The sequence below is a fragment of the Pseudomonas sp. TE12508 genome (genome assembly GCF_056279485.1).
Genome location: NZ_JBWCCN010000002.1, coordinates 284,147 through 310,517, shown reverse-complemented (window position 1 = coordinate 310,517; position 26,371 = coordinate 284,147). Strand labels below are relative to the sequence as shown.

Sequence of the window (26,371 nt, the reverse complement as noted above, 5' to 3'; positions counted from 1 at the left end):
CAGGTTCTTTGTGATGCCGAAAGATCGCAGCCTCGCTTCGCTCGACAGCTCCTACATTGACCCCGTTCGACAACAGCCCTGTAGGAGCTGTCGAGTGAAACGAGGCTGCGATCTTTTGATCTTTTGTTCTTTACTTCTTCGCTGCAAACAACGCATCGAGCTTCTGCTCGAAGGTGTGGTAATCGATGCGATCGTAAAGCTCCATACGCGTCTGCATGGTGTCGATCACGTTCTGTTGCGTGCCGTCACGGCGGATCGCGGTGTAGACGTTTTCCGCGGCTTTGTTCATGGCACGGAACGCCGACAACGGATACAGCACAAGGGACACGTCGACGGCAGCAAGCTGCTCGGTGGTGTACAGCGGTGTCGCGCCGAATTCGGTGATGTTGGCCAGGATCGGCGCTTTCACGCGGCTGGCAAACAGCTTGTACATCTCAAGCTCGGTGATCGCTTCCGGGAACACCATGTCGGCACCGGCCTCGATGCACGCCGCGGCGCGATCCAGCGCAGATTCAAGACCTTCCACCGCCAGCGCATCAGTGCGGGCCATGATCACGAAGCTGTCATCGGTGCGGGCATCAACGGCCGCTTTGATGCGGTCGACCATTTCCTGCTGCGAGACGATCTCTTTATTAGGACGGTGACCGCAGCGCTTGGCGCCGACCTGGTCTTCGATGTGAATCGCCGCCGCGCCGAACTTGATCATCGACTTCACGGTACGGGCGACGTTGAACGCCGAAGAACCGAAACCGGTGTCCACGTCCACCAACAGTGGCAAGTCGCAGACGTCAGTGATGCGACGCACGTCGGTCAGCACGTCATCCAGACCGGTAATCCCCAGGTCCGGCACGCCGAGGGAGCCGGCAGCTACCCCGCCACCCGACAGGTAAATAGCCTTGAAACCGGCGCGCTTGGCCAGCAGTGCGTGGTTGGCGTTAATCGTGCCGACCACTTGCAGCGGATGTTCGCTGGCGACCGCATCGCGGAAACGCTGGCCTGGAGTGCTCTTGTTGGAACTCATGACTCACCTCGTTCAGTGGCTGTCGGGTTGGCGCCGTCCTGGTAGTGACGGGCGATATTGCGTTTGGAGGCGCCGATGTGACGGCGCATCAACAACTCGGCCAATTCACCGTCACGGTCGGCGATGGCATCGAGAATTCGGTGGTGTTCGGCAAACGCCTGGCGCGGCCGATTGGGTGTGGTGGAAAACTGGATGCGGTACATGCGCACCAGCTGATAGAGCTCACCGCACAGCATCTGGGTCAGGGTGCGGTTGCCGCTGCCCTGGATGATCCGGTAATGAAAGTCGAAATCGCCTTCCTGCTGGTAGTAACCGACACCGGCCTGAAACGCCGCATCGCGCTCGTGGGTTTCGAGCACCCGGCGCAGTTCGTCGATTTCTTCGACCGTCATGCGTTCAGCCGCCAGACGGCACGCCATGCCTTCCAGGGATTCGCGAATTTCGTAGAGTTCCAGCAGTTCGGCGTGGCTCAGCGACACCACCCGCGCGCCGACGTGCGGCACGCGAACCAGCAGGCGCTGGCCTTCCAGACGGTGAATCGCCTCACGCAGCGGCCCGCGGCTAATGCCGTAGGTGCGCGCCAGCTCCGGCTCGGAGATCTTGCTCCCCGGGGCGATCTCGCCTTTGACGATGGCCGCCTGAATGCGTCGGAAGACGTTTTCGGAAAGTGTTTCCGAGTCGTCCTGAATCGTGACCGGGGGATCGAGTTGATCCAGCATATTGTCGACACCTTGAAAACCAATGCCGCAAAAACTAGCGAATATGGCCGGTCACGTCAAAGGATAATTCGATATTGTCGACAATCGTCTAATAACCACCCTGCACCATAAGGAAGCAACACCTCAAGTTATAGCCGTCGGCCAGCGCTGGCGCCATAAACCCACCGTGCTAGAATGCCGCCCGCATTTGCTTGTCATCTGCATTGCCTGTCATAAAAAACGGATAGGCATACGAGGGAGCTTGTGCAGCAATGCCAGGGCCTTGAATTGAAGAACGGACCGCTGCGCACCAGGATTTATGAGACTCAAGCCCTTCACCACATTCCTTTGTCTTTTTGGCCTGCCAGGTTTCGCCGCGGCAGGGGAAAAGACTGTGTACGGCCTCAATGAGTACGCTTCGCTGGACGGCATCAATCTGGAAGTCGCCGCCAAACTCGACACCGGGGCGAAAACCGCTTCGCTGAGTGCCCGCGACATCAAACGTTTCAAACGCAATGGCGAATCCTGGGTGCGCTTCTATCTGGCTATCGACGCCGCGCATTCGCACCCGATCGAACGACCGCTGGCCCGTGTCAGCAAGATCAAGCGCCGGGCCGGTGACTACGACCCGGAAGAAGGCAAAAAGTACACCGCCCGTCCGGTCATCGAGCTGGATATCTGCATGGGTTCGGCTTTACGCAGCATCGAAGTGAACTTGACCGACCGCAGTGCCTTCCAATACCCGCTCCTGATCGGCTCCGAAGCGCTCAAACGCTTCGATGCGCTGGTCGACCCCAGTCTTAAATACGCTGCTGGCAAACCCGCCTGCGCCACCGACGCACATACCGCAGAGTAATTCCAATGCGCGCTCTTACCCTCCATCTGAAACTGCTGATCGCCATCCTGGTGGTGCTGGGCATTTCAGTTACGGCCTATCAGATTTTCGTGCTCGGAATTCCGGTGACCGAAGACGCTACCGACGACTTGTGGAACATCGACGCCAAGGTCGAGTTCGTCGCCAATGCCAAAGACCCGATCAAGATTCAGATGTTCGTGCCACCGCTGAGCCGCGACTACGTGAGCCTCAACGAGAGTTTCATTTCCAATAATTACGGCGTGGCGGTGAACCGTGTCGATGGCAACCGCAAAGTCACCTGGTCGGCGCGTCGGGCCAAAGGCAATCAGACCCTTTATTACCGACTGGTGCTGACCAAACGCTACAGCGGCGAAAAATCCAAGGTCAAAGGCCCGACCTTCCGCGACAGCATTGCCGTCGAAGGCCCGGAAAAAATCGCCGCCGAAGCCCTGCTCGCGCCGATCCGCCAACACTCGGCCGACGTCGAAACCTTCATCGGCGAAGCCATCAAGCGCGTCAATAACCTCAACGACGACAACGTGAAACTGCTGCTGGGCGGCGATCCGTCCACCGCGAACAAAGCCAGAATCGTCGAGCTGGTACTGTCCATCGCCCACGTGCCGATCGAAAAGGTCCACACCATCCGCCTGGTGGCCGATCAACCACAGATGCCTGAACTCTGGTTGCGCAGCTTCAACGGCACCGACTGGCTGTACTTCAACCCGGAAACCGGCGAACAGGGCCTGCCCACCGACCGCTTGCAGTGGTGGACCGGCGATGAAAACCTGATCACCGTCGATGGCGGCAAAAAAGCCACCGTCACCTTCAGCCTGAACAACAGCGAAATGAACGCCATTCGCCTGGCCAAGCTGACCGACGAAAACTCCGACGCCAACTTCCTCGAATACTCGCTGTACGGCTTGCCGCTGCAAACCCAGCAGACGTTCATGATCATGGTGATGATCCCGATCGGCGTGCTGGTGATCCTGATTCTGCGCAACCTGATCGGCATTCAGACACTCGGCACCTTTACCCCGGTGCTGATCGCCCTCGCCTTCCGGGAAACCCAACTCGGCTTTGGTATTGTGCTGTTTACGATCATTACGGCGCTGGGGCTGTCGCTGCGCTCCTACCTTGAACACTTGAAGCTGCAAATGCTGCCGAGGCTATCGGTGGTGCTGACCTTCGTGGTGGTGCTGATCGCGGCGATCAGCCTGTTCAGCCACAAACTCGGCCTGGAACGCGGCTTGTCGGTGGCGCTGTTCCCGATGGTGATTCTGACCATGACCATCGAACGCCTGTCGATCACCTGGGAAGAGCGCGGGGGCGGCCATGCCATGAAAGTGGCGATCGGTACCCTGTTCGCCGCCTCTTTGGCGCACCTGATCATGAGCGTGCCTGAGCTGGTGTACTTCGTGTTCACCTTCCCGGCGATCCTGCTGATTCTGGTGGGCTTCATGCTGGCCATGGGTCGCTATCGCGGTTACCGCCTGACCGAGCTGGTGCGTTTCAAGGCTTTCCTGAAGAAGGTTGACGCCTGATGTTCGGTCTCTGGAAGACCTGGAAAGCCCTTGAGGCCCGGGGCATCATGGGGATCAATCGGCGCAACGCAGACTACGTGCTCAAGTACAACAAGCGCAGCCTGTACCCGATCGTCGATGACAAGATCATCACCAAGGAGCGCGCCATCGCCGCCGGCATTCATGTGCCGGAGCTGTACGGCGTGATCTCCACCGAGAAAGAAATCGACAACCTCGGCGAGATCATCGGCGGGCGTACCGATTTCGTGGTCAAACCGGCCCAGGGCGCCGGCGGTGACGGCATTCTGGTGATCGCAGACCGCTTCGAGGGCCGCTATCGCACGGTGTCGGGCAAGATCATCAGTCACGAGGAAATCGAGCATCAGATTTCCAGCATCCTGACCGGCCTGTATTCGCTCGGCGGTCACCGCGACCGCGCGCTGATCGAGTACCGCGTGACCCCGGACCAGATCTTCAAAAGCATCAGCTATGAAGGTGTGCCGGACATTCGCATCATCGTGCTGATGGGCTATCCGGTGATGGCCATGTTGCGCCTGCCGACTCGCCAGTCCGGCGGCAAGGCCAACCTGCACCAGGGCGCCATCGGCGTCGGTGTCGATCTGGCCACCGGCCTGACATTGCGCGGTACCTGGCTGAACAACATCATTAACAAACACCCGGACACCACCAACGCCGTGGACGGCGTGCAACTGCCCTACTGGGACGGTTTCATGAAGCTCGCGGCCGGCTGCTATGAGCTGTGCGGGTTGGGTTACATCGGTGTCGACATGGTGCTCGACCAAGAGAAAGGGCCGTTGATTCTTGAGCTTAACGCCCGGCCCGGGTTGAACATTCAGATCGCCAACGACTGCGGGTTGACGTTGCGTACCCACGCGGTCGAAGCGCGACTGGAAGAATTGAAGGCTCGTGGGGTTGTTGAGACGGTTCAGGAGCGGGTTGAGTTCGTTCAGGAAATGTTTGGGCATATTCCAGCGGTTGAGGGCTGATCCCTTACACTGATCGTTCCCACGCTCCGCGTGGGAATGCATCCCGTGACGCTCCGCGTCACAGGCGGACGCAGAGCGTCCGTGGCGGCATTACCACGCGGAGCGTGGGAACGATCAACAGCCCTCAACCTTGTCGCCAATCTACCAATCCCCGACATCCCCTCTAGGAGCAAATCCCGCAGAGGACTACAATCGCTCCCCCGCCTCGATGGCTGATCTGCCCCGCCCATGCTGACCTGCTCCGTACATCCGCTGCCCTATCGCGCCAACCCCGCCGAATACTTCGCGGCGATTCGTCATGCCCCCGGTGCCGTGCTGCTCGACAGCGGCCGGCCGAGCGCCGAGCGTGGGCGTTATGACCTGCTCAGTGCCTGGCCGCTGGAACAACTGGCTGTGTTACCGGATGAAAGCGGCAGCCATTTCCTGCAACGCCTTCGCGACACTCTGAAGCGACTCGGTAAAGCCACTGCTCCTTTCGACCTGCCTTTCGCCGGTGGCCTGATCGGTTATCTGAGCTATGACTTCGGCCGGCATCTGGAAAACCTGCCGAGCCAGGCGCGGGACGACCTGCAATTGCCTGACGCACGTTTTGGACTGTACGACTGGGCCCTGATCAGCGATCACCACTTGGCCACCAGCCAACTGGTGTTCCACCCGGCGCTGATCGACAGCGAGCGGCAGCGGCTGCTCGAACTGTTCACGCAACCTGCACCTCAGAAAACCGAGCCTTTCAAACTCGACGGCCCGATGAGTGCCGACCTGAGCGCCGACGACTATCGACAAGCCTTCGAACGCATTCAGCAGTACATTCAGGCCGGCGACTGCTATCAGGTCAACTTCGCCCAGCGCTTTCGTGCGCAATGCCAGGGCGATCCATGGGCCGCGTACTGCGCGCTGCGGGCGGCGTGCCCGACACCTTTTTCCGGTTTCCAGAGCTTGCCCGACGGCGACGCCGTGCTGAGCCTGTCGCCAGAGCGTTTCGTCAAAGTCAGTGAGCGCCACGTCGAAACCCGCCCGATCAAAGGCACACGCCCCCGCGGTCTGACTGCAGTTGAAGATGCGGCGAACGCCGCCGAACTGCTGGCCAGCCCCAAGGACCGCGCGGAAAACCTGATGATCGTCGATTTGCTGCGCAACGACCTCGGCCGAACCTGCCGCATCGGCTCGGTGCGGGTGCCGGAGTTGTTCAGTCTGGAAAGCTATCCGAACGTGCATCACCTGGTGAGCAGCGTTACCGGCGAGCTGGCGGCTAACAAGGATGCGCTGGACTTGATTGCCGGCAGCTTCCCCGGCGGCTCGATTACCGGCGCCCCGAAGATTCGTGCCATGCAGATCATCGATGAGCTGGAACCGACCCGTCGTGGATTGTATTGCGGTTCATTGCTGTACCTGGACGTACGCGGCGAGATGGACAGTTCCATCGCCATCCGTAGTTTACTGGTCAAGGATGGACAGGTGTGCTGCTGGGGTGGCGGCGGGATCGTCGCGGATTCGGACTGGCAGGCGGAATATCAGGAATCGATAACCAAGGTGAAGGTGCTGCTCGATACACTGCAAAACCTCTGATATCAGGCTTCTGTGGCGAGGGGGCTTGCCCCCGTTGGGGTGCGAAGCGCCCCCAAAACCCGACACCGCGAATTTTCAAATAGACCGCATGCACCGGTTTACGACTGCTTCGCAGCCGAACGGGGGCAAGCCCCCTCGCCACAATGTTGTGTTTACAAACTCAACGCCCGATTCGAAGCCTTGATGAACTCCTGCTTCAACTCCGCAAAGCTGTGCACCGCCGGGAACTGTGGAAACTCACGAATCACATTGTCCGGTGCATGGAACAGAATCCCCGCGTCCGCCTCGCCCAGCATCGTCGTATCGTTGTAGGAGTCCCCCGCCGCGATCACCCGGTAGTAGAGGCTCTTGAACGCCAATACCGACTGCCGCTTGGGATCTTTCTGACGCAACTGATAGCCCGTGACCCGACCGGCATCGTCGGTAATCAGACGATGGCAAAGCAAGGTCGGAAAGCCCAGTTGACGCATCAGCGGCTGGGAGAATTCGTAAAAGGTGTCCGACAGAATCACCACCTGAAAGCGCTCACGCAGCCAGTCGACGAATTCGCTGGCGCCTTCCAGAGGCTTTAGCGTGGCGATCACTTCCTGAATGTCGGAAAGCTTCAGGCCGTGCTCGTCGAGAATCCGCAAGCGCTGCTTCATCAACACGTCGTAGTCGGGAATGTCCCGAGTGGTGGCCCTGAGGGAGTCGATCCCGGTTTTTTCGGCAAAGGCGATCCAGATTTCCGGGACCAGCACACCTTCAAGATCCAGACAGGCAATTTCCACAAGACACTCCCATTTTGTACTGTTTATTGAGTCGAGCGAGCAAAAGGACTGCCGAACTCTAGCGACTCGCCCTCCTCTGTGCAACGCAGAGGGCGCACCAGCCACCGCAGGATTTTGTTACCATCGACGCATATAGAGCGCCCAGCGCCACCGACCTGTAGGAAGCCGCCCTGATGAGCCCATCGTTCGATGTCGTGGAACTCGCCACGACCTATGCCAACAAATCCGCTCAGGACATCCTGAAACTCGCGTTCGCCGAGTTCGGCGATGACCTGTGGATATCTTTCAGCGGCGCCGAGGATGTGGTGCTGGTGGACATGGCCTGGAAGCTGAACAAGAACGTCAAGGTGTTCAGCCTCGACACCGGTCGCTTGCACCCCGAGACCTACCGCTTCATCGAACAGGTGCGTGAGCACTACAAGATCGATATCGAAGTGGTATCGCCGGACTACACCAAGCTCGAACCTTTCGTGAAGGAAAAAGGCCTGTTCAGTTTCTACAAGGACGGCCATGGCGAGTGCTGCGGCATCCGCAAGATCGAGCCGTTGCGTCGCAAGCTCTCGGGCGTGACCGCCTGGGCCACCGGCCAGCGTCGGGACCAGAGCCCGGGCACCCGCAGTGCGGTCGCGGTACTGGAAATCGATACCGCGTTTTCTACCCCGGAACGCACTCTGTACAAATTCAACCCGCTGGCACAAATGACCAGCGAAGAGATCTGGGGCTACATTCGCATGCTGGAGCTGCCGTACAACAGCCTGCATGAGCGCGGTTTCATCAGCATCGGCTGCGAGCCTTGCACCCGTCCGGTGTTGCCGAACCAGCATGAGCGCGAAGGTCGTTGGTGGTGGGAAGAAGCCACGCAGAAAGAATGCGGGCTGCATGCCGGGAACATCATCAGCAAATCCAAGGCTTAAAAATCACAGTCTAAAACCGCGTTATCGTTCATCGCGGGCAAGCCTCGCTCCCACAGGTTTTGTGTCGTTTACATCATTACTATACGACTCAAAACCCTGTGGGAGCGGGCTTGCTCGCGAAGGCCGCACCTCGGTTCTAAATCAGGCTCAAAGCGCACTGAACCGCTGCCCCAACCCCTGCTCCGCAAACTGCTCAATGATGAAATCGACAAACGCCCGGGTCTTGCCCGGTAGCAGTTTGTGTTCGGCGTAATAGATGGAGATGTTGCCGTCATCGACGTACCAGTCAGGCAACACCCGCTGCAACGTCCCCGCATTCAGATAACCCACGGCAAACGGCATGCTCACCAATGCAATACCCAACCCCTGAGCCGCCGTGGCGCAGGCGGCTTCCGAATCGCTCATGGTCATCCGCGCCTTGAGCGTCAGCGGGCTGTGTTGCCGGGTGCGACTGGTCAACAGCCAGGAACGCACGCGCCCCGTCTGTGGCGACCGTATCAAGATGCCGTCGTGGTGTTTGAGGTCGTCGGGCTCGATGATCGCCTCGTGCTTCGCCAAGTACTCGGCTGAAGCTACCAATACCCGATGGGCTGGCGTCAGTTTGCGCGCCACTACGCCCTGCGGCAGTTCGAATCCACCACCAATCGCCGCATCGAATCCCTGGCCGATCAGGTCGACCTGGCGGTTATCGAAATGCCAGTCCGGGTTGATCGCCGGAAAGCGCTGCAGAAACTCGCCCAGCAACGGCACGATGTACAAACGCCCGAACACTGTGCCCATGCTGACTTTCAATGTGCCGGCGGGACGTCCTTCGGCGCTGGCCAGGTTGGCCACGGCATTCTGGATCGTATGCAGGCTGGCGCTGACTTCGCCGAGAAACAGCTGACCGGCCTCAGTCAGCGTCAAGCTGCGCGTGCTGCGCTGGAAAAGCCGCACACCCAGTCGCGCCTCCAGCTTGGCAACGCTCTTGCCCACCGCCGCCGGCGTCAGGCTCAAGCGCCGCGCCGCTTCGGCGAAGCTGCCAACCTCGGCGCTACGCACGAAGCATTCGATACTGCTGAAGGTTTCCATAAGCGTCACTATAAACTTCTGGTTTACACAGACTATAGCAATGACGGTCTACCCGCGAAGTAGTGCGAAGCCGATACTCGACTCCAACAACAAGGCAGCCCGCCTTGAATTTCTGGAGATCGACATGACCACTCAACACCTCAGCGGTAAAGTAGCTCTGATTCAAGGCGGTTCACGCGGCATCGGTGCTGCCATCGTCAAACGCCTGGCCGCCGAAGGCGCTACCGTCGCCTTCACTTACGTCAGCTCGACCGCCAAAGCCGAAGAGTTGCAAAACAGCATCACCAGCGACGGTGGCAAAGCCCTGGCCATCAAGGCCGACAGCGCCGATGCCGTCGCGATTCGCAATGCCGTTAAGGTCACCGTCGAAGCCTTCGGTCGCCTGGACATCCTGGTCAACAACGCAGGCGTTCTGGCCATCGCACCGCTGGAAGACTTCAAACTCGAAGACTTCGACCAGACCCTGGCGATCAATGTGCGCAGTGTGTTCATCGCCACTCAGGAAGCCGCCAAACATATGACCGAAGGCGGTCGCATCATCAACATTGGCAGCACCAATGCCGAGCGCATGCCCTTCGCCGGTGGTGGCCCGTACGCCATGAGCAAATCGGCGCTGGTCGGCTTGACCAAAGGCCTGGCCCGCGACCTCGGCCCACGGGGTATCACCATCAACAACGTGCAACCAGGCCCGGTCGACACCGACATGAACCCCGCCAGCGGCGACTTCGCTGAAAGCCTGATCCCGCTGATGGCCGTGGGTCGTTATGGAAGAGTGGAAGAAATCGCCAGCTTCGTCGCTTATCTTGTTGGCCCCGAAGCCGGCTACATCACCGGTGCCAGCCTGACCATCGACGGTGGTTTCGGCGCCTGATACAGGTCACTGTGGGAGCGGGCTTCTGTGGCGAGGGGGCTTGCCCCCGTCCGACTGCGAAGCAGTCGTAAAACAGGTAACCGCTTTCTAATTCAAGACCGCTCTGACTGGTTTCAGGGGTGCTTCGCGCCCCAACGGGGGCAAGCCCCCTCGCCACAGAAGCCCCACATCAGATAGGTGTTAAGCCCACTCAAGTGCCGGCAGGCCACATGCGCTGGGCTTGAACGCCTTCAACGTACGAAGAATGCCATCGGCGTGTGCGTACTTTTCGTCGGCCATCGCCGCATCCGGGATCGCAATCGCTGTCATCCCCGCCGCTTTCGCCGCCGTGACACCGAACGGCGAATCCTCGAACACCAGGCAATCCTCGGGCGCGACACCCAGGCGCCGCGCCGCCGTCAGGAAGATATCCGGCGCCGGTTTGGCCGCGCCCACTTCCGGGTCATCCGCGGTGACGATGAAGTCGAACAGCGCAAACCAGTCGCGGTGCAAGGTGGTTTTCTGGCCGAACGACTGACGTGAAGAACTGGTGCCCACCGCAATAGGAATGTTGTTGGCCTTCAAGTGCCTAACCAGCTCCTCTGCGCCAGGCATCGCCAGCGCCGTCGGAAAACGCTCGCGCATCAGCGGTTCGCGGATCACCAGAAACTCTTCGGCTGTAATTGGCAGGTCCAGCGCCTCGACCACATAGCGCGCCAGATCACCCGCACCACGACCGATGATGTTCTGTTTGACGCTCCAGTCGAAGGTCCGGCCATAACGCCCGGCAATAATGGACGTGACCTCGGTGTAAATACCCTCGGTGTCCAGCAGCAAGCCGTCCATGTCGAATATCACGGCCTTGATCGGGCCGAACTCATCCAAGGGTGCATTCATCGCATCTGATCCGTTTTCTCATGACATCCCAAGAGCGGCTAAGGCACGCCGGGGTCGTGATGGATTAAAGGGTTCAGCAGCATAGCGAGCGCGGTTGGCAGAGAGCAACGGGCAATGCCTGGCGGACACAAAAAACTGTGTCGAGGACGCCCACGATGATTTAGCGACTTCCCCTACACCAAACACCTCTTTTCCCGACTTCTTTCCTCGTTGATCCCCCGCAAAGTCTTGCGCTCCAGATTAATCAGCGCGAGGGACTGCGAATGTTCGAACCTGACAAGGTCCTGGCCTTGAACAATGCCATCGGCTTGCTGGTGGTCGCCGCCATGAACCCCGAGCAGCCGGACATCGAAGCATTGCTCGGTGATTTTCGACTCTGCCTCAACGACTACGAGGCCTGGGCGGAAAACTTCTGGACCGGTGGGGCACTGGATGTCGAGCAGGTGTTCAAGGTCGGCAACGAAGTCCGGCTCAGCGCACCGAAGGACTCCACTACCCCTGTCAGTTCAACGCTCGCCATGTGCCCTGCCAGCGGTCCATTGACCCTGGTTCATATGTTTGAGGCCGCGCGTTTCGTGCCGATCGGCGATACGCCGGTGATGCTCGAACCGGTTATCTCGCAGCGTAATGGTGAACTGACGTTCGGTGAGCCCGTTCACGAAACCATCGGCCCCAGCGGCATCCTCGAAATCCCCGACTGCTGGCGCGGCCAGCGTTATCGCATCACCTTCTTTCCCAATGTTTGCGCTGATCACGTCAAAGCGCTCTATGCCTCCTATCAAGGCGTGATCGGCGAGCTGGAAGGTTGGTTGCGCAATGAATGGTCGAGCGAATTCGAGCCTTTATGGGCAGGTTTCTCCGAGGCAACCTTCACTCAGCGCTACGGCCTGCTGCAACAGGCCGACTGGCGCGGCCTTGAGCGTTCGCTGCAGGGTTTGTGGGATGACGTGAAGCAGGTCTACGCCCTGGTGGCCGACCTGCAAACCAATAGCGAAAAACTCCTTGAGTACCTGACCCAAGGCGAGCTCGAGACGCTGCTGAATGCCTCGGCTGAAGCCATCGCCAATGTGTTGCTGATGTTGAGCGATGAGCCATTGATGTTCATCCATCTCGCCGCCTTCATCAGTTGGATAAAGATGTTGCCGCCGCAGTACATCGCTGAAGTCGTGGCGCAAATTCGTACAGAACTATTGATCAGTTTCCTGCTGGTGCGCCTCACCGGCCCTACGGGCCTGAAGCTCGGCATGAGCGCCAAAGTACTGGACAAGATCAAGTCCCGGCAGGCGCGACAGTGGTTGGCGGCGGCCAGTTTGCGACTGGCCGAACTAACGGCCAAATCTGACCTGACAGCCCACGCTGGCGCGCTCAAACCGCTCGTGGTCAGTGCGCGAAATGCACCGCTGAAACCTGCACCAACGGTTCCGCTACAGATCAGCGCCGGCGACTCACCGGTTGTGCAGGTGAACAATCCAGTCGCCATTGCTCGCGACAAGTCCAACGCCATGACCCGGCTGGGCCGTCACGAACCTCACGACGATGCATCGAGTCAGGCGAAAAACCCCAACGGCGACAGCGCCGATTGCGCGGCACGGACCTGCACCAACGGCTGCCCGGTGTCGATGGTCACCGGTGAAGAGCTGCTGACCCTCACCGACGGTTCGCTGGACGGGCTGCTACCGTTTGCCTTTACCCGGTTGTACCGCACCAGCGCGGCGAAAATCGATTGCGGACTGGGCTGGGGCTGGAGCCATTCGCTGGCACAGCGGTTGGAGCTGGACGATGAACAGGTCGTCTGGATCGACCATGAAAACCGTCGCACCACCTTTCCGTTGCCAAGCGTCGAGCGTCCGGCGATTCATAACAGCCTGTCGCGGGCAGCGATTTACCTTGGGAATGAGTCGCAAGAGTTGATTCTCGCGTTGGCCGGCGAGACGAGCCGGTTCTATCACTTTCGAGAGGGTCGCTTGACGGCGATCAGCGACGTCTACAACAACCGCCTCCACATCACTCGCGACCGTCAGGATCGCATTCAACGCCTCGATAACGGCGCCGGTCGTTCCCTGCTGTTGCGCTACGAGCGCAGGCACCTCGTCGCCATTGAATATCAGTCGTTTCATCCCACCGATACCGTGGGTGAAGCCTGGCATACAGAGCAGACGCTGGTTTTCTATCGCTACGACGCCCGCCAACGCTTGATCGAAGCAACCAATGCCGCCGGTGAAAGCGAGCGTTACGATTACGACGACCAGCACGTGATTCTGCAGCGGCAACTGGCCGGTGGCGCGAGTTTCTTCTGGGAGTGGGAAAGGTCTGGCAAGGCCGCGCGATGCGTGCGGCATTGGGCGTCGTTTTCCCAGATGGACACGCGTTATGTCTGGGACGACCAGGGCGGCGTCACCGTCCAGAACATCGATGGCAGCCAAGAGGTTTATGTCCACGATGATCGGGCGCGGCTGGTGCGTCGGGTCGAGCTGGATGGCGGCGAACACCTTAAGGCCTACGACGACAATGGCCGGTTGGTAGCCGAACAGGATCCGCTCGGGGCGATCACTGAATACCGTTACGACGAAGTCGGACGGTTGGTCGCGCAGGTTCCGCCGCAAGACGAGCCAACATCCTACGAATACCGCAATGGTTTCCTGCATGCACGCTATCGCGGCAAAGCGGTGTGGAAGTATCAACGCAATGCCCAGGGGGATGTTACCGAAGCCACCGATCCGGACGGCCAGGTCACTCACTACCACCACGACGCTCAGGGGCGTTTGCTGTCGATCCGCTTCCCGGACAACAGCCGGCATGTCTTCATCTGGAACGGACTGGGACAACTACTCGAAGAGACCTTGCCGGACGGTAGTCAGCGGCGCTTTTCCTACGATGCGTTAGGTCGACAGACGACCCGTCAGGACGAGCACGGTGCGCTCACCCAGTACCAATGGGATGCCGTCGGGCGACTGGTTCAGACGACGCGTCCCACCGGCGCCAGTCGCGCCTTCAGTTACAACGCCTATGGCAAGATCACCGCCGAGCGCGATGAACTGGGCCGCGTCACTCGCTATGAGTACTCCGACGATTTACATCTGGTCAGCCGCCGGATCAATCCCGATGGCACACAACTGCGTTATCGCTACGACAACGCGCAGTTACGACTCACGGAAATCGAAAACGAATCTGGTGAACAATATCGGCTGGACTACACGCCCAACGGCCTGATCCGACAGGAAACCGGCTTCGACGGCCGCCGCACCGCTTACAGCTACGATCTCAACGGCCACCTGCAGGAGAAAACCGAGTTCGGTGATGACGACTCGCAGCTGATCACCGGCTATCAGCGGGACTCGGCTGGACGTCTGTTGGTCAAGACCCTGCCCGATGGCGTCAAGGTCAAGTACCGCTATGACCGCCTCGGCCGACTGGTCAGTGTCGATGACGGCCACGACCATCCGCTGGAGTTCGAATACGACGCCCAGGACAGGCTGATCACCGAGCATCAAAGTTGGGGCACATTGCGTTATCGCTACAACGCCTGCGGCCGACTCAATCACCTGCGCCTGCCAGACAACAGCAAACTCGATTATCACCGCGCCAAGGGTGGCGCGCTGACGGCCATTGACCTCAATGGCACACGACTCACCACCCACCAGTTTGCCTTCGGTCGCGAACAAAACCGCCAACAGGGTCTGTTGCTCAGCGAATACGCCTACGACGACCAGAGCCGGCTGAAGGCCCATGCTGTCAGCCAACATCGACATCCGCTGTACCGTCGCGACTATGCCTACAACACCAACGGCAATCTCGACCACATCGCCGACACCCGCCACGGCCAGCGCAGCTACCAATACGACTCGCTCGACCGCCTGATCCGCGTCCGCCATTCCCGAGACCAATCACCGGAAAGCTTCGCCCACGACCCGGCCGGCAATCTGTTGATGCAGGATCGTTCCGGCGTTGCGAAGGTGCTGGGTAATCGCCTGCTGATACAAGGCGATCGACATTACGACTACGACGCCTTCGGCAACCTGATCCGCGAGCGTCGCGGCACCGCGCAAAAACTCGTCACCGAATACCACTACGACTGCCAGCACCGGTTGATCGGCGCCACCCTGCCCAATGGCAGCCAAGCCACTTACCGCTACGACGCCTTCGGCCGCCGTATCAGCAAATCCGTCGACGGCAAAACCACCGAGTTCTTCTGGCAAGGCGACCACCTCGTCGCCGAACACAGCCAGGATCACCATCGAAGCTACATCTACGAACCCGGCACCTTCCGTCCACTGGCCATGCTCGACGGCAAAGGCCCACGTCAAGCCTGCCCGTTCTACTACCAACTCGACCACCTCGGAACACCGCAAGAACTCACCGACTACAGCGGCGACATCATCTGGGCCGCCCGATACACCGCCTACGGCCGCCTCACCCGCCTGAACCGCGACACTCACCAGGTCCTCGATCAGCCGCTGCGCTTTCAAGGCCAGTATTTCGACGCCGAAACCGGCCTGCATTACAACCGGCACCGGTACTACAACCCGGATGTCGGGCGGTACCTGACACCGGACCCGAGTAAGTTGGCGGGTGGGTTAAACGGGTATCAATACACGCGCAATCCGACGGGCTGGGTTGATCCGTTGGGGTTGAGTGAGTGTCCGGGAGGGGATGGGTGTAAGAAGCCGTCGTTTGGGGATGTGGATCCGGCGGGTAAGGTGGGGGTTGATGAGGGGGAGCCCGGAACCCCAAATCCAAAACAAGAGAACTATTATTTATACCGTGGTGACGACCGAGAACCATGGGAAATTTTTGAGGCAGGATTTGAGCCCTTGGGAGACAGTACAGATCTGTTTCTGCATGCATCAGATAACAGAAGCCCTCCCAGTTATTTTGTCAGCACTACGACAAACGAAAAAGAGGCAAAAAAGTTTGCCACAGGCTACGGTCTTGCCGACGGCTATATATATGTTCTGAAAAACATTCGCGGCATCGATGTAAATAAAGAACTGGGCATGATGTCACCACATCGGCGTGAGGCTGAGATAGCAATCCCAGGAGGAATAAAAAATCACGACATCGTGGGCGCCACTCCCGTCTATGATGATGGTAGCTATAAGGGCTACTCAATACCCAACCCTTTCAGGAAACAACCATGAAAACTATAGAGATTTTAATAAACAATCATGGCGTCATAGAAAGGGCCACAATCGAATGCGACAGAAAAAAACCGACACTCACATTCACGATGCAAAGTGGTTTAAAAAAAGTTTATACAGCCTCTGACCTTTACGTATGCTTTGGCATGTTAAGAGCCGACCATCCCGAGATAAAATTCTTGTGTAAAGGCGCCAAATTAAATGTTCATCCTTCACGAATGTCATCCCAAATGTCTAGCGGCTTGGTCGCATACGAACTTAAACTTGGAAAATCTAGCGAAGAAGAGGACATGGTACGAATTTTCGACTACGAAGACGAAAATATTACTAGCAATATTGAAGAGCAAAGAACCTTCTATAAAAACTGGATCGAGTCATTAATTATTAAAATACAAAAAAAACCTGAAGATAATACTCAATAAAACAACCAACAATATAGAATCATGAACTCACGCAAGACGCTGATTGCGCAAAACGTCAAGCATTAGTTACGCCTGTCAAAACATCCAAAGCCCAGCTCGACGCTGGGCTCAACTCTACGATAAACACTCTGACTCAGCCGCCAGAACCACCGACCTTATCTCCACTTCCTGCTCCGTCAGCGGTCTCATTTATCTCAAAATCACCTGACTCTCCAGACCCACTTCCAGAACCACTCCCCATCGAACTTCCACCGCTCATCGACCCACTTCCCTCCCCCGGGCTGGTGCTACTCCCGTTGGCATCACCACCATTCCCACCACCAATGGTGTCCGGTGGCGGCACCTTCCCATCCGAGGCGCCCGCATTCATTTCCGAGTATGGCGGCATCCCGCCCTTGTCGACCGGCGCATCGCGGCCAGAAGATTGAGCAAACGCCGCCAATGAACTGATCGACAATAAGCCGACCACCGTCAGGGTCGTCAGTTTTGACCTGATCATGGCGCACCTCCTTTAAAGAGTGCTTTACCTGATCTCTGGCAGCAGTCGCTTTCTAAAGGTGCCGCGCAATCGACGAGCGGCGATGGATCGCTGCGCAGGTTTCAGCTCGGTTCTCCCGATAGATCGTCACCGGCAATGTCCGGGTCATCGGGATGGGCTTCCACATCCCCGCGCTTCACATCATCGGTATCGGTGGGCACCTGCTCCACGCCGGTGTCGTCATCGTCGGGCGGGCGCTGGTCGCGACTCAGGGAGTCGGTGGGTGAAGGCAGCGGGTATTCGGGGGTATCGTCGTCGATATCGGAGTCTTTTGGATCAGCGTTCATAACGCACCTCTCAATGGACCTGAAAAGCAGATCCTGATATTTCGAGGACAACACGATAGATGCGGTTCGATCAGAAGGACGATCGGTCGGCCGGACCGCAAAGCACGATCACTCGTCGTCTTCCTCGTCATACTCATCATTTTCATAGTTGCCCACATCGCCTGCGTCATCGGCATCGTTGAGCGGCACCGTGGCGTCGTCCATCAGAGACCCCGGATCTTCGTTGCCAGGATCATTGATTGGACCTTCATCTTCCATGCCTTCTGTTTCCGGAGTCATGACATGCCTCACAACGTTCGGGGGTGTATGAAGTTCGAGGCGTCCTACGGGCAAACGTTCCAGAGTCCTGGTGACAGAAACGAAAAACCCGGCACTGGGCCGGGTTTTTACTGTCACTCGATATCGAGTTAGCGATGCTTGTACTTATTTTTATGCTTGTGTTTGTGGTTGCCGCCACCGGAATGCGAGCTGCCGCTGTCATTACCCAGGTTGCTGCCCACCGCGCCACCGGCTGCACCGCCCACACCAGCGCCAATGGTCGAACCGGTGGAGCCGCCCAGACTATTGCCGATCACCGAGCCGCCTGCGGCGCCGATACCGCCGCCAACAGCCGCTTCTGTTCGACTGCCCTTGCGCGCACCGACCGCGCTGCCCGCCGCACCACCGACACCAGCGCCAACCGCGGCTCCTGTGCTGCCGCCTAGTTGACCGCCGACCACGTTACCCAACGCGCCGCCAAGACCACCGCCCACTGCAGCGGTGCCGTCGCCGGCAGCCATCGCACCCTGAGCAATCAAAAGTCCTAAAACCACCGTGGACAATGTCAAACGCATGATATGAACCTCTAATTTCCGCATCGGGGGAAGATCGTGCCGCGGATAGGCATCAGTCTGGCATCTGCGTCTGTTGAACAGCAAATCAGATACCGGCTGTAAGAGATTTGAGCCACATACTTCAGAAACGTTCCAAAACGAAGAAGCCCGGCATTGAGCCGGGCTTCTTCAGCGGATCATCTTGGGATCAATGGCCTTTTTTGGACAGATTGCTGCCCACGCCGCCGCCCAATGCACCACCCAGGCCTGCACCGATAGTGGAGCCAGTCTTGCCGCCCAGGCTGTTGCCGATTACCGACCCGCCCGCCGCGCCGACACCGCCGCCGATGGCCGCTTTGGTGCGGCTGCCTTTGCGTGCTGCAACAGCACTGCCAGCTGCGCCCGCTACGCCGGCACCAATCGCTGCACCTGTGCTGCCGCCCATTTTCTGACCGACCACATTACCCAGTGCGCCACCCAGACCACCACCGAGCGCAGCAGTGCCATCACCGGCAGCCATCGCACCTTGAGCAACCAAAAGGCCCAGAACCAGAGCAGGCAGTGTCAAACGCATAACGAGAACCTCAAAAAAAGGGGGAAACCGAAAGGCCGGAGATTGAATGCTTTAGAGGAGGCAAAGTCCAGACACAAACACGGAACAACCTCGTCATTGGCGACGGTTGGACAGCATTTATGGAAAAGGTTTTATGACAGGCAAAAAAAAGCCCGCTGGGGAGACGGGCCAGGGTACTGCTTTCTAACGGATGAGCTGAGACTACGTAGGCAGGTGTGAAAAGTTTGTGAAAAAACCTGCATGACTGTAGGACATTTCCCCGCACTGCCTCCAAGCATGCTTTTTTCCCTTCAAAAACAAGAAACCCCGCTCAATGGCGGGGTTCGTACGAGTCACTGTTTACTTCCGGGAAGGCGCACCCAGCTTGGGCATGAATTTCGATTTCGGCCCTCGAGTTCGAGGTACCGTAGATTTGATTTTGTTGATTTTGATACGGTCTTCACCGAAGCTCGGCACATAGTCCGTCTGACCACACTGCACGCAATTATTGATTGGAAACTCCGCCCCGTCGTCTTCGATATACGGCTCAGTCATATCTTCGCTCCTCTCAAAACGGGTCGATACCGGCAAGCCCTATTTGCCTGAAAAATATCCACCACCCAGGATTTTGAGACTAGCCGGTCATTCTCGGACTTGTGATTCAGATTGTTACGTGCCCGACGAATGGCCAGCGCGGCGTCCTACCTCAGCTTGACCGCCGTCCCGGTCACAAACACCACCACCATCCCACCCTTGCCGGCCGGCATGCTGATCTCATAATCGAGCCCTACCACTGCATCCGCTTGAAGCGCTCGCGCCCGCTCCTTGATCTCGTCGGTCGCCTGAATCCGCGCATCTTTCAATGCTCGCTCCAACGTTTGAGAGCGCCCACCGAAAAAATCCCGCATACCAGCAAATAGATCACGGATCACGTTGACGCCCTGCACCGACTCGGCGCTGACGATGTCCAGGTATGCGGTAATTTGCCGGCCTTCGATGGTGTGGGTTGTGGTGGTGATCATGAAATGTCCTTGTTCAGAGCTGCCGTCGATTGGGTGAAACGATGGGAAAACGGCGCGAGAATTGAGTATAGAGATCGATTCCCGTCGAGCGGGTTGCCAGTCTAACAGGGGGGCGGAATTCACCTGAAATGGGGCTTAGAGGGCAGCTTGAAAAGGGGGCCGCCAGTGACAGCCATGATTGAATAATCCAGACACCAGAAACCACAAAACCCCTGACTTCTCTCGAAATCAGGGGTTTTGTGTACATCGAATTTGGCGGTGAAGGAGAGATTCGAACTCTCGATACAGTTTCCTGTATACACACTTTCCAGGCGTGCTCCTTAAGCCACTCGGACACTTCACCGTATCTCGTCAAACATGTTCTGTCTGTCGAGGCGCGCTAATGTAGTCGAAAGCTTTTCTGATGGCAAACTTTTTTTGCAGAATTTTCATGCGGTTAGCGATTTAGTCGTTCCGCCGGGTGCCGTGCCATGGCAAACCCGCCAATCTCCGGCTTCACGCCCTCTTCTATATAGAGGGGAATGCGCGGCTGGCGTGGCCGGCAACGCTTGCCGGGCGGGGAAAAGGGTGACCGGGTGGTCAGTCACGGCGCTTTACCTGGCCTACGGCGGTGGGTAACGTCTGCCCTACTTTATTAGAAGGATTGGCGTCATGAGTGAGTTGATTTCTTACCATCTCGAAGACGGTATCGCGACCCTGACCTTGAGCAATGGCAAGGTCAATGCCATCTCACCGGATGTGATTGTTGCGTTTAACGCTGCGCTGGATCGGGCGGTGGCGGATCGGGCGGTGGTGATCATTACCAGTCAGCCGGGGATTTTTTCGGGCGGTTACGACTTGAAGGTGATGACGGCCGGCCCTAACGAGGCCAGAGCGCTAGTGGCAGCTGGGTCGACATTGGCTCGTCGCCTGCTGTCGCACCCGTTCCCGGTGGTCGTGGCGTGCCCTGGGCATGCGGTGGCCAAGGGTGCGTTTATTCTGTTGTCGGCTGACTACCGCATTGGTGTCGATGGCCCGTTCAGCATTGGCCTGAACGAAGTGCAGATCGGCATGACCATGCACCACGCCGGTATCGAACTGGCGCGTGATCGTCTGCGCAAGTCGGCGTTTCATCGTGCGGTGATCAATGCCGAGATGTTCAATCCGCAGAGTGCTGTGGATGCCGGCTTCCTTGATGTGGTGGTGTCGGCCGAAGAGCTGCAAGGCGCAGCGCTGGCAGCGGCTCGTCAGTTGAAGAAGCTCAACATGACCGCCCATAAAAACACCAAGCTGAAAGTGCGCAAGGCGTTGCTGGAGACGCTGGACAACGCGATCATCCTGGATCAGGAGCATATGGGTTAAGCCCGAACGCGCTGTACCGAAAAGCCCGACCGTCGTATCGGGCTTTTTCTTGCCCGCTTGGTTTAAAACCTTACAACCGCTCTAAACCGCATCTGACCCATAAGTCGGAAACAAGCGCTCAAACATCGGCTATCTCCCACTTCTATAGCGGCAATTGCCGAAAACAGTGCACATCCGTACACTGCGCCACCTTTTGTCCCGGTGGGCCCTTTAAATGCTGTTTTTGTTTCGTATGTTATTGATGGGCTTGCACTTTATTCTGGCCGGCATGCTTGGGGTGATTCTCGGTCTGTGCCGGCCGTTCAATCCGGACAACAGCCGTTTATGCGCACGTTTATACGCGTGGCCGGCGATGTGCATTCTGCGTTTGCGAGTGAAGGCCGACGTCGGGCCATTAATGGATAAGCCTGACAGCTGCGTGATCATTGCCAACCACCAGTCCAACTACGATCTGTTTGTGTTCGGCAACGTGGTGCCCCGCCGCACCGTGTGCATTGGCAAGAAGAGCCTGAAGTGGGTGCCTTTGTTCGGGCAGTTGTTCTGGCTGGCCGGCAATGTGTTGATCGACCGCGGCAATGCGCACAAGGCACGCCAGTCGATGCTGACCACGACTCGCACCTTGCAGCATGAAGACACCTCGATCTGGGTCTTCCCGGAAGGCACGCGCAACCTCGGCGAAGAACTGCTGCCGTTCAAAAAAGGTGCGTTCCAGATGGCGATTGCCGCAGGCGTGCCGATTGTTCCGGTGTGTGTCAGCAGTTACGTCAAACACATGCGATTGAACCGCTGGCGCAGTGGGAAAATTCTGATCCGTTCGCTGCCGGCGATTCCTACGGCTGGATTGAGTCTGGATGATATGCCGATGCTGATCGCCCAGTGCCGTGAGCAGATGCGCGAGTGCATCGACTCGATGGATCGGCAACTGCAGGCCGCCTGAAAGAAGCCCGCCCTGTGCGGGTTTTCTTTTGCCTGCGAACTCTACAGATTTTGCTGACTCTCAAGCAGCAGACAAGGTTAAGCTGAATCCTGCTTGCCACGGCATTTTTGCTAATACAAAGCGCTAATAAGAAGTGAACCAAAATCATGGGTAGAGTCGTTGCTGCTGCGGTTTACAGCGCCGGTAAAAAAGTCACCAATATCACCCTCGACGAAGGCGCTGCCTGGGCTGCCAAGCCTGGCCATTTTGTGTGGATTGGCCTCGAAGAACCGAACGCCCAGGAGCTGTTCAATCTGCAACGCCAGTTCAATCTGCACGAACTGGCCATCGAAGATGCCCTGGAAAAACACAGCCGACCGAAGCTGGAGACGTTCGGCGACGCGCTGTTTATCGTCACGTATTCGCCTATCCGCAATGAAGGCAAACTGCAGTTCATCGAGACTCATATCTTCGCCGGCAAGGGTTACATCATTACCGCACGCAATGGACATTCGGCTTCCTACGCGTATGTCCGACAGCGCTGTGAGGCGCGGCCGCTGTTGTTGGAGCATGGGGAGGATTTCGTACTCTATGCCATCCTCGACTTCGTGATTGAAAACTACCAGCCGATGGGCGAAGCGATCCATGCCGAGATCGATGAGCTGGAGAGCAATGTCCTCTGCGGTTCACTGAAGGAGCGCGATATCCAGAAACTCCACGGCCTTCGCCGCGATGTATTGCGCTTGCGCCGGTTTGCGGCACCCATGGTGGAGATCGGTGAGGAACTGCAAAAGCTGAGCTTTCCGTTCATCGACAAGAACATGCGCCCGTATTTCCGCGACGTGCAGATTCATGTCACGCGGCAGATGGAAGACCTGACGACCCTGGCGGACATTGCCAGCCAGACCATCGAGGTCGGGGTGTTGCTGGAGGCGTCACGCCAGAGCGTGGTGCAGCGCAAGTTCGCGGCGTGGGCGGCGATTCTGGCGTTCCCGACGGCGATAGCGGGGATTTACGGGATGAACTTCGAGGACATGCCAGAGTTGAGTTGGCATTACGGGTATTTCGGGGTGTTGGGGTTTATTACTATTGGGTGTGTCGGTTTGTGGGCGAGTTTCAAGCGGTCGGGATGGTTGTAGTCAGGACTGAGGCGTCTGAACGAATTCGCGGGCAAGCCTTTAAGGCTTAACCGACTCACCCTCACCCTCAGGCTTGTGCGCCACAAACCGCATCATCCACTCTGCGACGGTCGTGCCGTGATGCTCGTGTTCAAGACTGGCCATACCTTTCGAATAAATCTGCTCGCCCAGCGCTTCCTGACGAATATCCAACAACGCCCGTGAGTAATCGTGAATGAACTCCGGGTGCCCCTGGAAGCACAGCACTTGATCGTTAATGTGGTACGCGGCGAACGGGCAGAAATCACTCGAAGCAATCACCGTGGCGTTTTCCGGGAGCGCGGTGACCTGATCCTGATGGCTGATCAGCAGCGTCAGTTCCTCCCTCAGAGGGCTCATCCACGGCGCCTTGGCCGCGAGTTTGTATTTGTGGGTGCCGACTCCCCAGCCCTGGGTCGCCCGCTCGCTCTTGCCACCCAACAGCAGCGCCAGCAGTTGATGGCCGAAGCACACGCCCAACAGTTTGTCGCCGCGTTCGTAGCGGTTCAGCAGGTACGTCTTGAGGGTTTGAATCCACGGGTCGGTGCCGAAGGAATCGGCTTTGCTGCCGGTGACCAGATACGCATCAAAGGTCAGGTCATCGCTGGGATAATCGCCCTGCATCACGTTGTACACGGTGAACTCGGCAGCGATGGGTTGCTGCGAAAACAGACGCTGGAACATCTGCCCGTAACCCTGATATTGATCGACCAGTTCCGGACGCAGGATGTCGGTTTCCAGAATGCAGATGCGTAACGACATAAAAAATACCTGACACATGATGGGAATAATGCACACCCCAGAGCCTGCCTTGAAACACGGTGGCAAGGCAAGCCCCGGAACGCGTCATCGGTCCCTTGGAACGCCCCTTAGAACAACGCGTTTTTGGCGGCTTTCTCCAGCAGCAGTGCAGGTGGAGTGAAGCGCTCGCCGTACTGCTCGGCCAGGTACTGGGCGCGGGCGACGAAGTCTTTCACGCCATACTGATTGATGAACTGCAGCGCACCGCCGGTCCAGGCCGCGAAGCCGATGCCGAAGATCGAGCCAACGTTGGCATCCGCCGTCGAGGTCAGCACGCCCTCTTCCATGCAGCGCACGGTTTCGATGGCTTGGACGAACAGCAGTCGATCGCGTATGTCCTTCGGCGAAATCTGCCCATCGGCTTTCTCGAAGCGGGTTTTCAGCTCAGGCCACAAATGCTTCTGCCCTGTGGCCGGGTAATCGTAGAAACCACCTCCAGCGGCCTTGCCCGGACGCTTGTATTCCTTGAGCAGCAAGTCAATCACTGCGAACGCCGGGTGCTCAATCAGCGGTTTCCCTTCTACTCGCAGGTCTTTGGCGGTTTGTTCGCGGATATGGCTCATGAGGCTGAGGGAAACTTCGTCGGAGATCGCCAGAGGTCCGACAGGCATACCGGCCTTGCGCGCTTCGGTCTCGATCATCGGCGCGCTCACACCTTCGCCGAGCATGGCGATGCCCTCGTTGGTGAAGGTGCCAAATACTCGTGAGGTAAAGAAGCCGCGACTGTCATTGACCACGATCGGGGTCTTCTTGATTTGCAGGACGAAATCGAAACCGCGAGCCAGGGTTTCGTCGCTGGTATGGACGCCCTTGATGATTTCCACCAACGGCATTTTCTCCACGGGACTGAAGAAATGCAGGCCGATAAATTTCGTCTGGTCCGGCACGGCGGTGGCCAAGCCACTGATCGGCAAGGTCGAGGTGTTGGAGGCGATGACCGTATCCGGGCCGACGACTGTTTGCGCAGCCGATGAGACCTTGGCCTTCAGTTCGCGATCTTCAAACACCGCTTCAATGATCAAATCGCAACCGGCCAGATCCGCATCGTTTTCGGTGGCATGGATTCGAGCCAAAATATCCTCGCGCTGCTCACGAGTTAACTGACCACGCGCAACTTTCTTGTCCAGTAACGTCGCCGAGTGGGCCTTGCCCTTCTCTGCCGCGGCGAGGTTGATGTCTTTGAGCACCACGTTGATGCCGGCCGATGCGCTGACAAACGCGATGCCCGCGCCCATCATCCCGGCGCCGAGCACGCCGACTTTCTTTGTTACGTAAGGCGCTATGCCTTGGGGCCGAGAGCCGCCGGCATTGATTTCATTGAGCTGAAACCAGAACGTGCCAATGAGGTTTTTCGACACCTGGCCGGTGGTCAGCTCGGTGAAATAGCGGGTTTCGATCAGGTGCGCCGTGTCGAAATCCACTTGAGCGCCTTCCACCGCAGCACAGAGGATTTTCTCCGGCGCAGGCAGGCAGCCCTGGGTTTTGCTGCGCAGAATCGATGGCGTGATAGCAAGCATCGGCGCGAGCTTGGGATCCGACGGCGTGCCGCCAGGAATCTGATAACCCTTCACGTCCCAGCGCTGCACAGCGACCGGGTGATCGACAATCCACGCCCGCGCCTTGGCCATCAGTTCATCGCGATCGGCGGCCAACTCGTCGATCAACCGCGCCTGCAACGCCTGTTGCGGGCGGATTTTCTTGCCTTCAAGCAAATACGGCAGAGCTTTTTCGATGCCCAGCATGCGGACCATGCGCACTACCCCGCCGCCGCCCGGCAACAGGCCAAGAGTGACTTCCGGCAGACCCAGCAGCACCGATGGGTTGTCCAGCGCGACGCGGTGATGACAGGCCAGACAGATTTCCCAACCGCCACCGAGCGCCGCGCCATTGATCGCAGCGACCACCGGTTTGCCGAGGGTTTCCAGGGTGCGCAGTTGGCCCTTGAGTGTCAGCACCATGTCGTAAAAGGCTTTGGCTTCGGGTTTGCCGACCTTGATCAGTTCATTGAGGTCGCCGCCGGCGAAGAAGGTCTTCTTGGCCGAGGTGATGATCACGCCGGCAATGGCGTCCTTGTCGGCGACCAGTCGGGCGACGCAGGTGGCCATGGCGTCGCGGTAGACCGCGTTCATGGTGTTGGCACTCTGGCCCGGCATGTCGATGGTCAGAACGACAATCTGGTCCTGACCCTTTTCGTAACAGATGGCTTCGGTCATG

Annotated in this window: 25 protein-coding genes and 1 tRNA gene; 11 read left to right on the top strand and 15 right to left on the bottom strand. The window is 58.2% G+C overall.

Going from position 1 to position 26,371, the window contains the following annotated elements:
* Nucleotides 1–130: 130 nt before the first annotated feature.
* Nucleotides 131–1,021 carry a methylisocitrate lyase gene (prpB, locus tag ACZ9IM_RS03755; RefSeq protein ID WP_427625237.1) on the bottom strand — a complete coding sequence of 297 codons (891 nt, stop codon included), beginning with the start codon at nucleotides 1,019–1,021 and terminating at the stop codon, nucleotides 131–133.
* Nucleotides 1,018–1,737 (bottom strand): GntR family transcriptional regulator, encoded by a 720-nt coding sequence (locus ACZ9IM_RS03750; protein WP_177319500.1) that lies wholly within the window; start codon nucleotides 1,735–1,737, stop codon nucleotides 1,018–1,020. Before ACZ9IM_RS03750 ends, prpB begins: the two co-directional genes overlap by 4 nt.
* Nucleotides 1,738–2,038: 301 nt before the next feature.
* Between ACZ9IM_RS03750 and rloA the strand changes: the two genes are divergently transcribed.
* The 4 genes from rloA (at nucleotide 2,039) to pabB (ending at nucleotide 6,668) form a co-directional block, all read left to right on the top strand.
* Complete coding sequence (rloA, locus tag ACZ9IM_RS03745; RefSeq protein ID WP_007902103.1) at nucleotides 2,039–2,575, top strand: retropepsin-like aspartic peptidase RloA; 537 nt, start codon at nucleotides 2,039–2,041, stop codon at nucleotides 2,573–2,575.
* Nucleotides 2,576–2,580: 5 nt separating this feature from the next.
* Complete coding sequence (rloB, locus tag ACZ9IM_RS03740; RefSeq protein WP_427625236.1) at nucleotides 2,581–4,116, top strand: osmotic stress tolerance membrane protein RloB; 1,536 nt, start codon at nucleotides 2,581–2,583, stop codon at nucleotides 4,114–4,116.
* The gene (locus tag ACZ9IM_RS03735; RefSeq protein ID WP_063343003.1) at nucleotides 4,116–5,102 is read left to right on the top strand and encodes an alpha-L-glutamate ligase-like protein; all 987 of its coding nucleotides are present in this window, start codon (nucleotides 4,116–4,118) and stop codon (nucleotides 5,100–5,102) included. Before rloB ends, ACZ9IM_RS03735 begins: the two co-directional genes overlap by 1 nt.
* Nucleotides 5,103–5,330: 228 nt before the next feature.
* Entirely contained in the window at nucleotides 5,331–6,668 is a 1,338-nt protein-coding gene (gene pabB / locus ACZ9IM_RS03730) for an aminodeoxychorismate synthase component I (RefSeq protein WP_476223402.1), read from the top strand.
* 152 nt (nucleotides 6,669–6,820) lie between these two features.
* On the opposite strand, the gene thrH is transcribed toward pabB, so the two are convergent.
* The gene (thrH, locus tag ACZ9IM_RS03725; protein ID WP_008074130.1) at nucleotides 6,821–7,438 is read right to left on the bottom strand and encodes a bifunctional phosphoserine phosphatase/homoserine phosphotransferase ThrH; all 618 of its coding nucleotides are present in this window, start codon (nucleotides 7,436–7,438) and stop codon (nucleotides 6,821–6,823) included.
* Between the two features lie 173 nt (nucleotides 7,439–7,611).
* Between thrH and ACZ9IM_RS03720 the strand changes: the two genes are divergently transcribed.
* Nucleotides 7,612–8,352, top strand: coding sequence for a phosphoadenylyl-sulfate reductase (locus tag ACZ9IM_RS03720; protein WP_008074131.1), 741 nt, complete (start codon nucleotides 7,612–7,614; stop codon nucleotides 8,350–8,352).
* A 147-nt stretch (nucleotides 8,353–8,499) separates the two neighbouring features.
* Here the strand turns inward: ACZ9IM_RS03720 and ACZ9IM_RS03715 are convergent, their stop codons facing one another.
* Complete coding sequence (locus tag ACZ9IM_RS03715; RefSeq protein ID WP_476223401.1) at nucleotides 8,500–9,423, bottom strand: LysR family transcriptional regulator; 924 nt, start codon at nucleotides 9,421–9,423, stop codon at nucleotides 8,500–8,502.
* A 124-nt stretch (nucleotides 9,424–9,547) separates the two neighbouring features.
* Between ACZ9IM_RS03715 and ACZ9IM_RS03710 the strand changes: the two genes are divergently transcribed.
* Nucleotides 9,548–10,294, top strand: coding sequence for a 3-oxoacyl-ACP reductase family protein (locus tag ACZ9IM_RS03710; protein ID WP_476223400.1), 747 nt, complete (start codon nucleotides 9,548–9,550; stop codon nucleotides 10,292–10,294).
* A gap of 180 nt (nucleotides 10,295–10,474) precedes the next feature.
* Here the strand turns inward: ACZ9IM_RS03710 and ACZ9IM_RS03705 are convergent, their stop codons facing one another.
* A complete protein-coding gene (locus ACZ9IM_RS03705) occupies nucleotides 10,475–11,170 on the bottom strand; it encodes an HAD-IA family hydrolase (RefSeq protein ID WP_007902125.1) in 696 nt (231 codons plus the stop codon).
* A 263-nt stretch (nucleotides 11,171–11,433) separates the two neighbouring features.
* Between ACZ9IM_RS03705 and ACZ9IM_RS03700 the strand changes: the two genes are divergently transcribed.
* Together ACZ9IM_RS03700 and ACZ9IM_RS03695 are read left to right on the top strand one after the other, a co-directional pair.
* The gene (locus ACZ9IM_RS03700) at nucleotides 11,434–16,308 is read left to right on the top strand and encodes an RHS repeat-associated core domain-containing protein (RefSeq protein WP_476223399.1); all 4,875 of its coding nucleotides are present in this window, start codon (nucleotides 11,434–11,436) and stop codon (nucleotides 16,306–16,308) included.
* Nucleotides 16,305–16,730: a hypothetical protein gene (locus ACZ9IM_RS03695; RefSeq protein ID WP_476223398.1), complete on the top strand. Its 426-nt coding sequence runs from the start codon at nucleotides 16,305–16,307 to the stop codon at nucleotides 16,728–16,730. Before ACZ9IM_RS03700 ends, ACZ9IM_RS03695 begins: the two co-directional genes overlap by 4 nt.
* A 133-nt stretch (nucleotides 16,731–16,863) precedes the next feature.
* On the opposite strand, the gene ACZ9IM_RS03690 is transcribed toward ACZ9IM_RS03695, so the two are convergent.
* The 8 genes from ACZ9IM_RS03690 to ACZ9IM_RS03655 all read right to left on the bottom strand — a co-directional run bounded on the left by ACZ9IM_RS03690 (nucleotide 16,864) and on the right by ACZ9IM_RS03655 (nucleotide 20,285).
* The gene (locus tag ACZ9IM_RS03690; RefSeq protein ID WP_476223397.1) at nucleotides 16,864–17,229 is read right to left on the bottom strand and encodes a hypothetical protein; all 366 of its coding nucleotides are present in this window, start codon (nucleotides 17,227–17,229) and stop codon (nucleotides 16,864–16,866) included.
* Nucleotides 17,230–17,330: 101 nt separating this feature from the next.
* Nucleotides 17,331–17,555 carry a hypothetical protein gene (locus tag ACZ9IM_RS03685; protein ID WP_063342996.1) on the bottom strand — a complete coding sequence of 75 codons (225 nt, stop codon included), beginning with the start codon at nucleotides 17,553–17,555 and terminating at the stop codon, nucleotides 17,331–17,333.
* Between the two features lie 108 nt (nucleotides 17,556–17,663).
* Nucleotides 17,664–17,834 (bottom strand): hypothetical protein, encoded by a 171-nt coding sequence (locus ACZ9IM_RS03680; protein ID WP_427625226.1) that lies wholly within the window; start codon nucleotides 17,832–17,834, stop codon nucleotides 17,664–17,666.
* A 128-nt stretch (nucleotides 17,835–17,962) separates the two neighbouring features.
* On the bottom strand, nucleotides 17,963–18,388 hold the full coding sequence (locus ACZ9IM_RS03675) for a glycine zipper domain-containing protein (protein ID WP_123496365.1): 426 nt from the start codon (nucleotides 18,386–18,388) through the stop codon (nucleotides 17,963–17,965).
* Nucleotides 18,389–18,575: 187 nt separating this feature from the next.
* Nucleotides 18,576–18,941, bottom strand: a complete 366-nt coding sequence (locus tag ACZ9IM_RS03670) for a glycine zipper domain-containing protein (RefSeq protein WP_007902140.1) — start codon at nucleotides 18,939–18,941, stop codon at nucleotides 18,576–18,578.
* A gap of 339 nt (nucleotides 18,942–19,280) precedes the next feature.
* Nucleotides 19,281–19,475: a hypothetical protein gene (locus ACZ9IM_RS03665; RefSeq protein WP_008072999.1), complete on the bottom strand. Its 195-nt coding sequence runs from the start codon at nucleotides 19,473–19,475 to the stop codon at nucleotides 19,281–19,283.
* Between the two features lie 146 nt (nucleotides 19,476–19,621).
* Nucleotides 19,622–19,942, bottom strand: coding sequence for a YbjQ family protein (locus ACZ9IM_RS03660; protein WP_007902143.1), 321 nt, complete (start codon nucleotides 19,940–19,942; stop codon nucleotides 19,622–19,624).
* Nucleotides 19,943–20,195: 253 nt separating this feature from the next.
* Nucleotides 20,196–20,285: transfer RNA gene (locus tag ACZ9IM_RS03655), tRNA-Ser, on the bottom strand.
* A gap of 308 nt (nucleotides 20,286–20,593) precedes the next feature.
* Here ACZ9IM_RS03655 and ACZ9IM_RS03650 point away from each other — a divergent pair.
* The 3 genes from ACZ9IM_RS03650 to ACZ9IM_RS03640 all read left to right on the top strand — a co-directional run bounded on the left by ACZ9IM_RS03650 (nucleotide 20,594) and on the right by ACZ9IM_RS03640 (nucleotide 23,338).
* Nucleotides 20,594–21,283: a crotonase/enoyl-CoA hydratase family protein gene (locus ACZ9IM_RS03650; RefSeq protein WP_008073002.1), complete on the top strand. Its 690-nt coding sequence runs from the start codon at nucleotides 20,594–20,596 to the stop codon at nucleotides 21,281–21,283.
* 214 nt (nucleotides 21,284–21,497) lie between these two features.
* A complete protein-coding gene (locus ACZ9IM_RS03645) occupies nucleotides 21,498–22,220 on the top strand; it encodes a lysophospholipid acyltransferase family protein (RefSeq protein WP_427625224.1) in 723 nt (240 codons plus the stop codon).
* 146 nt (nucleotides 22,221–22,366) lie between these two features.
* Nucleotides 22,367–23,338 (top strand): magnesium and cobalt transport protein CorA, encoded by a 972-nt coding sequence (locus tag ACZ9IM_RS03640; protein ID WP_476223396.1) that lies wholly within the window; start codon nucleotides 22,367–22,369, stop codon nucleotides 23,336–23,338.
* Nucleotides 23,339–23,377: 39 nt separating this feature from the next.
* Here ACZ9IM_RS03640 and ACZ9IM_RS03635 read toward each other — a convergent pair whose 3' ends face one another.
* Together ACZ9IM_RS03635 and ACZ9IM_RS03630 are read right to left on the bottom strand one after the other, a co-directional pair.
* Nucleotides 23,378–24,118: an amidotransferase gene (locus tag ACZ9IM_RS03635; RefSeq protein ID WP_476223395.1), complete on the bottom strand. Its 741-nt coding sequence runs from the start codon at nucleotides 24,116–24,118 to the stop codon at nucleotides 23,378–23,380.
* A 107-nt stretch (nucleotides 24,119–24,225) separates the two neighbouring features.
* Nucleotides 24,226–26,370: a 3-hydroxyacyl-CoA dehydrogenase NAD-binding domain-containing protein gene (locus ACZ9IM_RS03630; RefSeq protein ID WP_476223394.1), complete on the bottom strand. Its 2,145-nt coding sequence runs from the start codon at nucleotides 26,368–26,370 to the stop codon at nucleotides 24,226–24,228.
* Nucleotide 26,371 lies beyond the last annotated feature (1 nt).

Excerpts from the sequence above, each read along its gene's own strand:
- ACZ9IM_RS03735 (WP_063343003.1), top strand. The coding sequence starts at position 4,116 with ATGTTCGGTCTCTGGAAGACCTGGAAAGCCCTTGAGGCCCGGGGCATC.
- ACZ9IM_RS03705 (WP_007902125.1), bottom strand. The coding sequence starts at position 11,170 with ATGAATGCACCCTTGGATGAGTTCGGCCCGATCAAGGCCGTGATATTC.
- ACZ9IM_RS03670 (WP_007902140.1), bottom strand. The coding sequence starts at position 18,941 with ATGCGTTTGACACTGCCTGCTCTGGTTCTGGGCCTTTTGGTTGCTCAA.
- pabB (WP_476223402.1), top strand. The coding sequence starts at position 5,331 with ATGCTGACCTGCTCCGTACATCCGCTGCCCTATCGCGCCAACCCCGCC.
- ACZ9IM_RS03675 (WP_123496365.1), bottom strand. The coding sequence starts at position 18,388 with ATGCGTTTGACATTGTCCACGGTGGTTTTAGGACTTTTGATTGCTCAG.
- ACZ9IM_RS03680 (WP_427625226.1), bottom strand. The coding sequence starts at position 17,834 with ATGACTCCGGAAACAGAAGGCATGGAAGATGAAGGTCCAATCAATGAT.
- ACZ9IM_RS03685 (WP_063342996.1), bottom strand. The coding sequence starts at position 17,555 with ATGAACGCTGATCCAAAAGACTCCGATATCGACGACGATACCCCCGAA.
- ACZ9IM_RS03720 (WP_008074131.1), top strand. The coding sequence starts at position 7,612 with ATGAGCCCATCGTTCGATGTCGTGGAACTCGCCACGACCTATGCCAAC.
- rloB (WP_427625236.1), top strand. The coding sequence starts at position 2,581 with ATGCGCGCTCTTACCCTCCATCTGAAACTGCTGATCGCCATCCTGGTG.
- ACZ9IM_RS03695 (WP_476223398.1), top strand. The coding sequence starts at position 16,305 with ATGAAAACTATAGAGATTTTAATAAACAATCATGGCGTCATAGAAAGG.
- ACZ9IM_RS03710 (WP_476223400.1), top strand. The coding sequence starts at position 9,548 with ATGACCACTCAACACCTCAGCGGTAAAGTAGCTCTGATTCAAGGCGGT.
- ACZ9IM_RS03660 (WP_007902143.1), bottom strand. The coding sequence starts at position 19,942 with ATGATCACCACCACAACCCACACCATCGAAGGCCGGCAAATTACCGCA.
- ACZ9IM_RS03700 (WP_476223399.1), top strand. The coding sequence starts at position 11,434 with ATGTTCGAACCTGACAAGGTCCTGGCCTTGAACAATGCCATCGGCTTG.
- prpB (WP_427625237.1), bottom strand. The coding sequence starts at position 1,021 with ATGAGTTCCAACAAGAGCACTCCAGGCCAGCGTTTCCGCGATGCGGTC.
- ACZ9IM_RS03640 (WP_476223396.1), top strand. The coding sequence starts at position 22,367 with ATGGGTAGAGTCGTTGCTGCTGCGGTTTACAGCGCCGGTAAAAAAGTC.
- rloA (WP_007902103.1), top strand. The coding sequence starts at position 2,039 with ATGAGACTCAAGCCCTTCACCACATTCCTTTGTCTTTTTGGCCTGCCA.
- ACZ9IM_RS03665 (WP_008072999.1), bottom strand. The coding sequence starts at position 19,475 with ATGACTGAGCCGTATATCGAAGACGACGGGGCGGAGTTTCCAATCAAT.
- ACZ9IM_RS03650 (WP_008073002.1), top strand. The coding sequence starts at position 20,594 with ATGAGTGAGTTGATTTCTTACCATCTCGAAGACGGTATCGCGACCCTG.
- ACZ9IM_RS03690 (WP_476223397.1), bottom strand. The coding sequence starts at position 17,229 with ATGATCAGGTCAAAACTGACGACCCTGACGGTGGTCGGCTTATTGTCG.
- ACZ9IM_RS03635 (WP_476223395.1), bottom strand. The coding sequence starts at position 24,118 with ATGTCGTTACGCATCTGCATTCTGGAAACCGACATCCTGCGTCCGGAA.
- ACZ9IM_RS03715 (WP_476223401.1), bottom strand. The coding sequence starts at position 9,423 with ATGGAAACCTTCAGCAGTATCGAATGCTTCGTGCGTAGCGCCGAGGTT.
- ACZ9IM_RS03630 (WP_476223394.1), bottom strand. The coding sequence starts at position 26,370 with ATGACCGAAGCCATCTGTTACGAAAAGGGTCAGGACCAGATTGTCGTT.
- ACZ9IM_RS03645 (WP_427625224.1), top strand. The coding sequence starts at position 21,498 with ATGCTGTTTTTGTTTCGTATGTTATTGATGGGCTTGCACTTTATTCTG.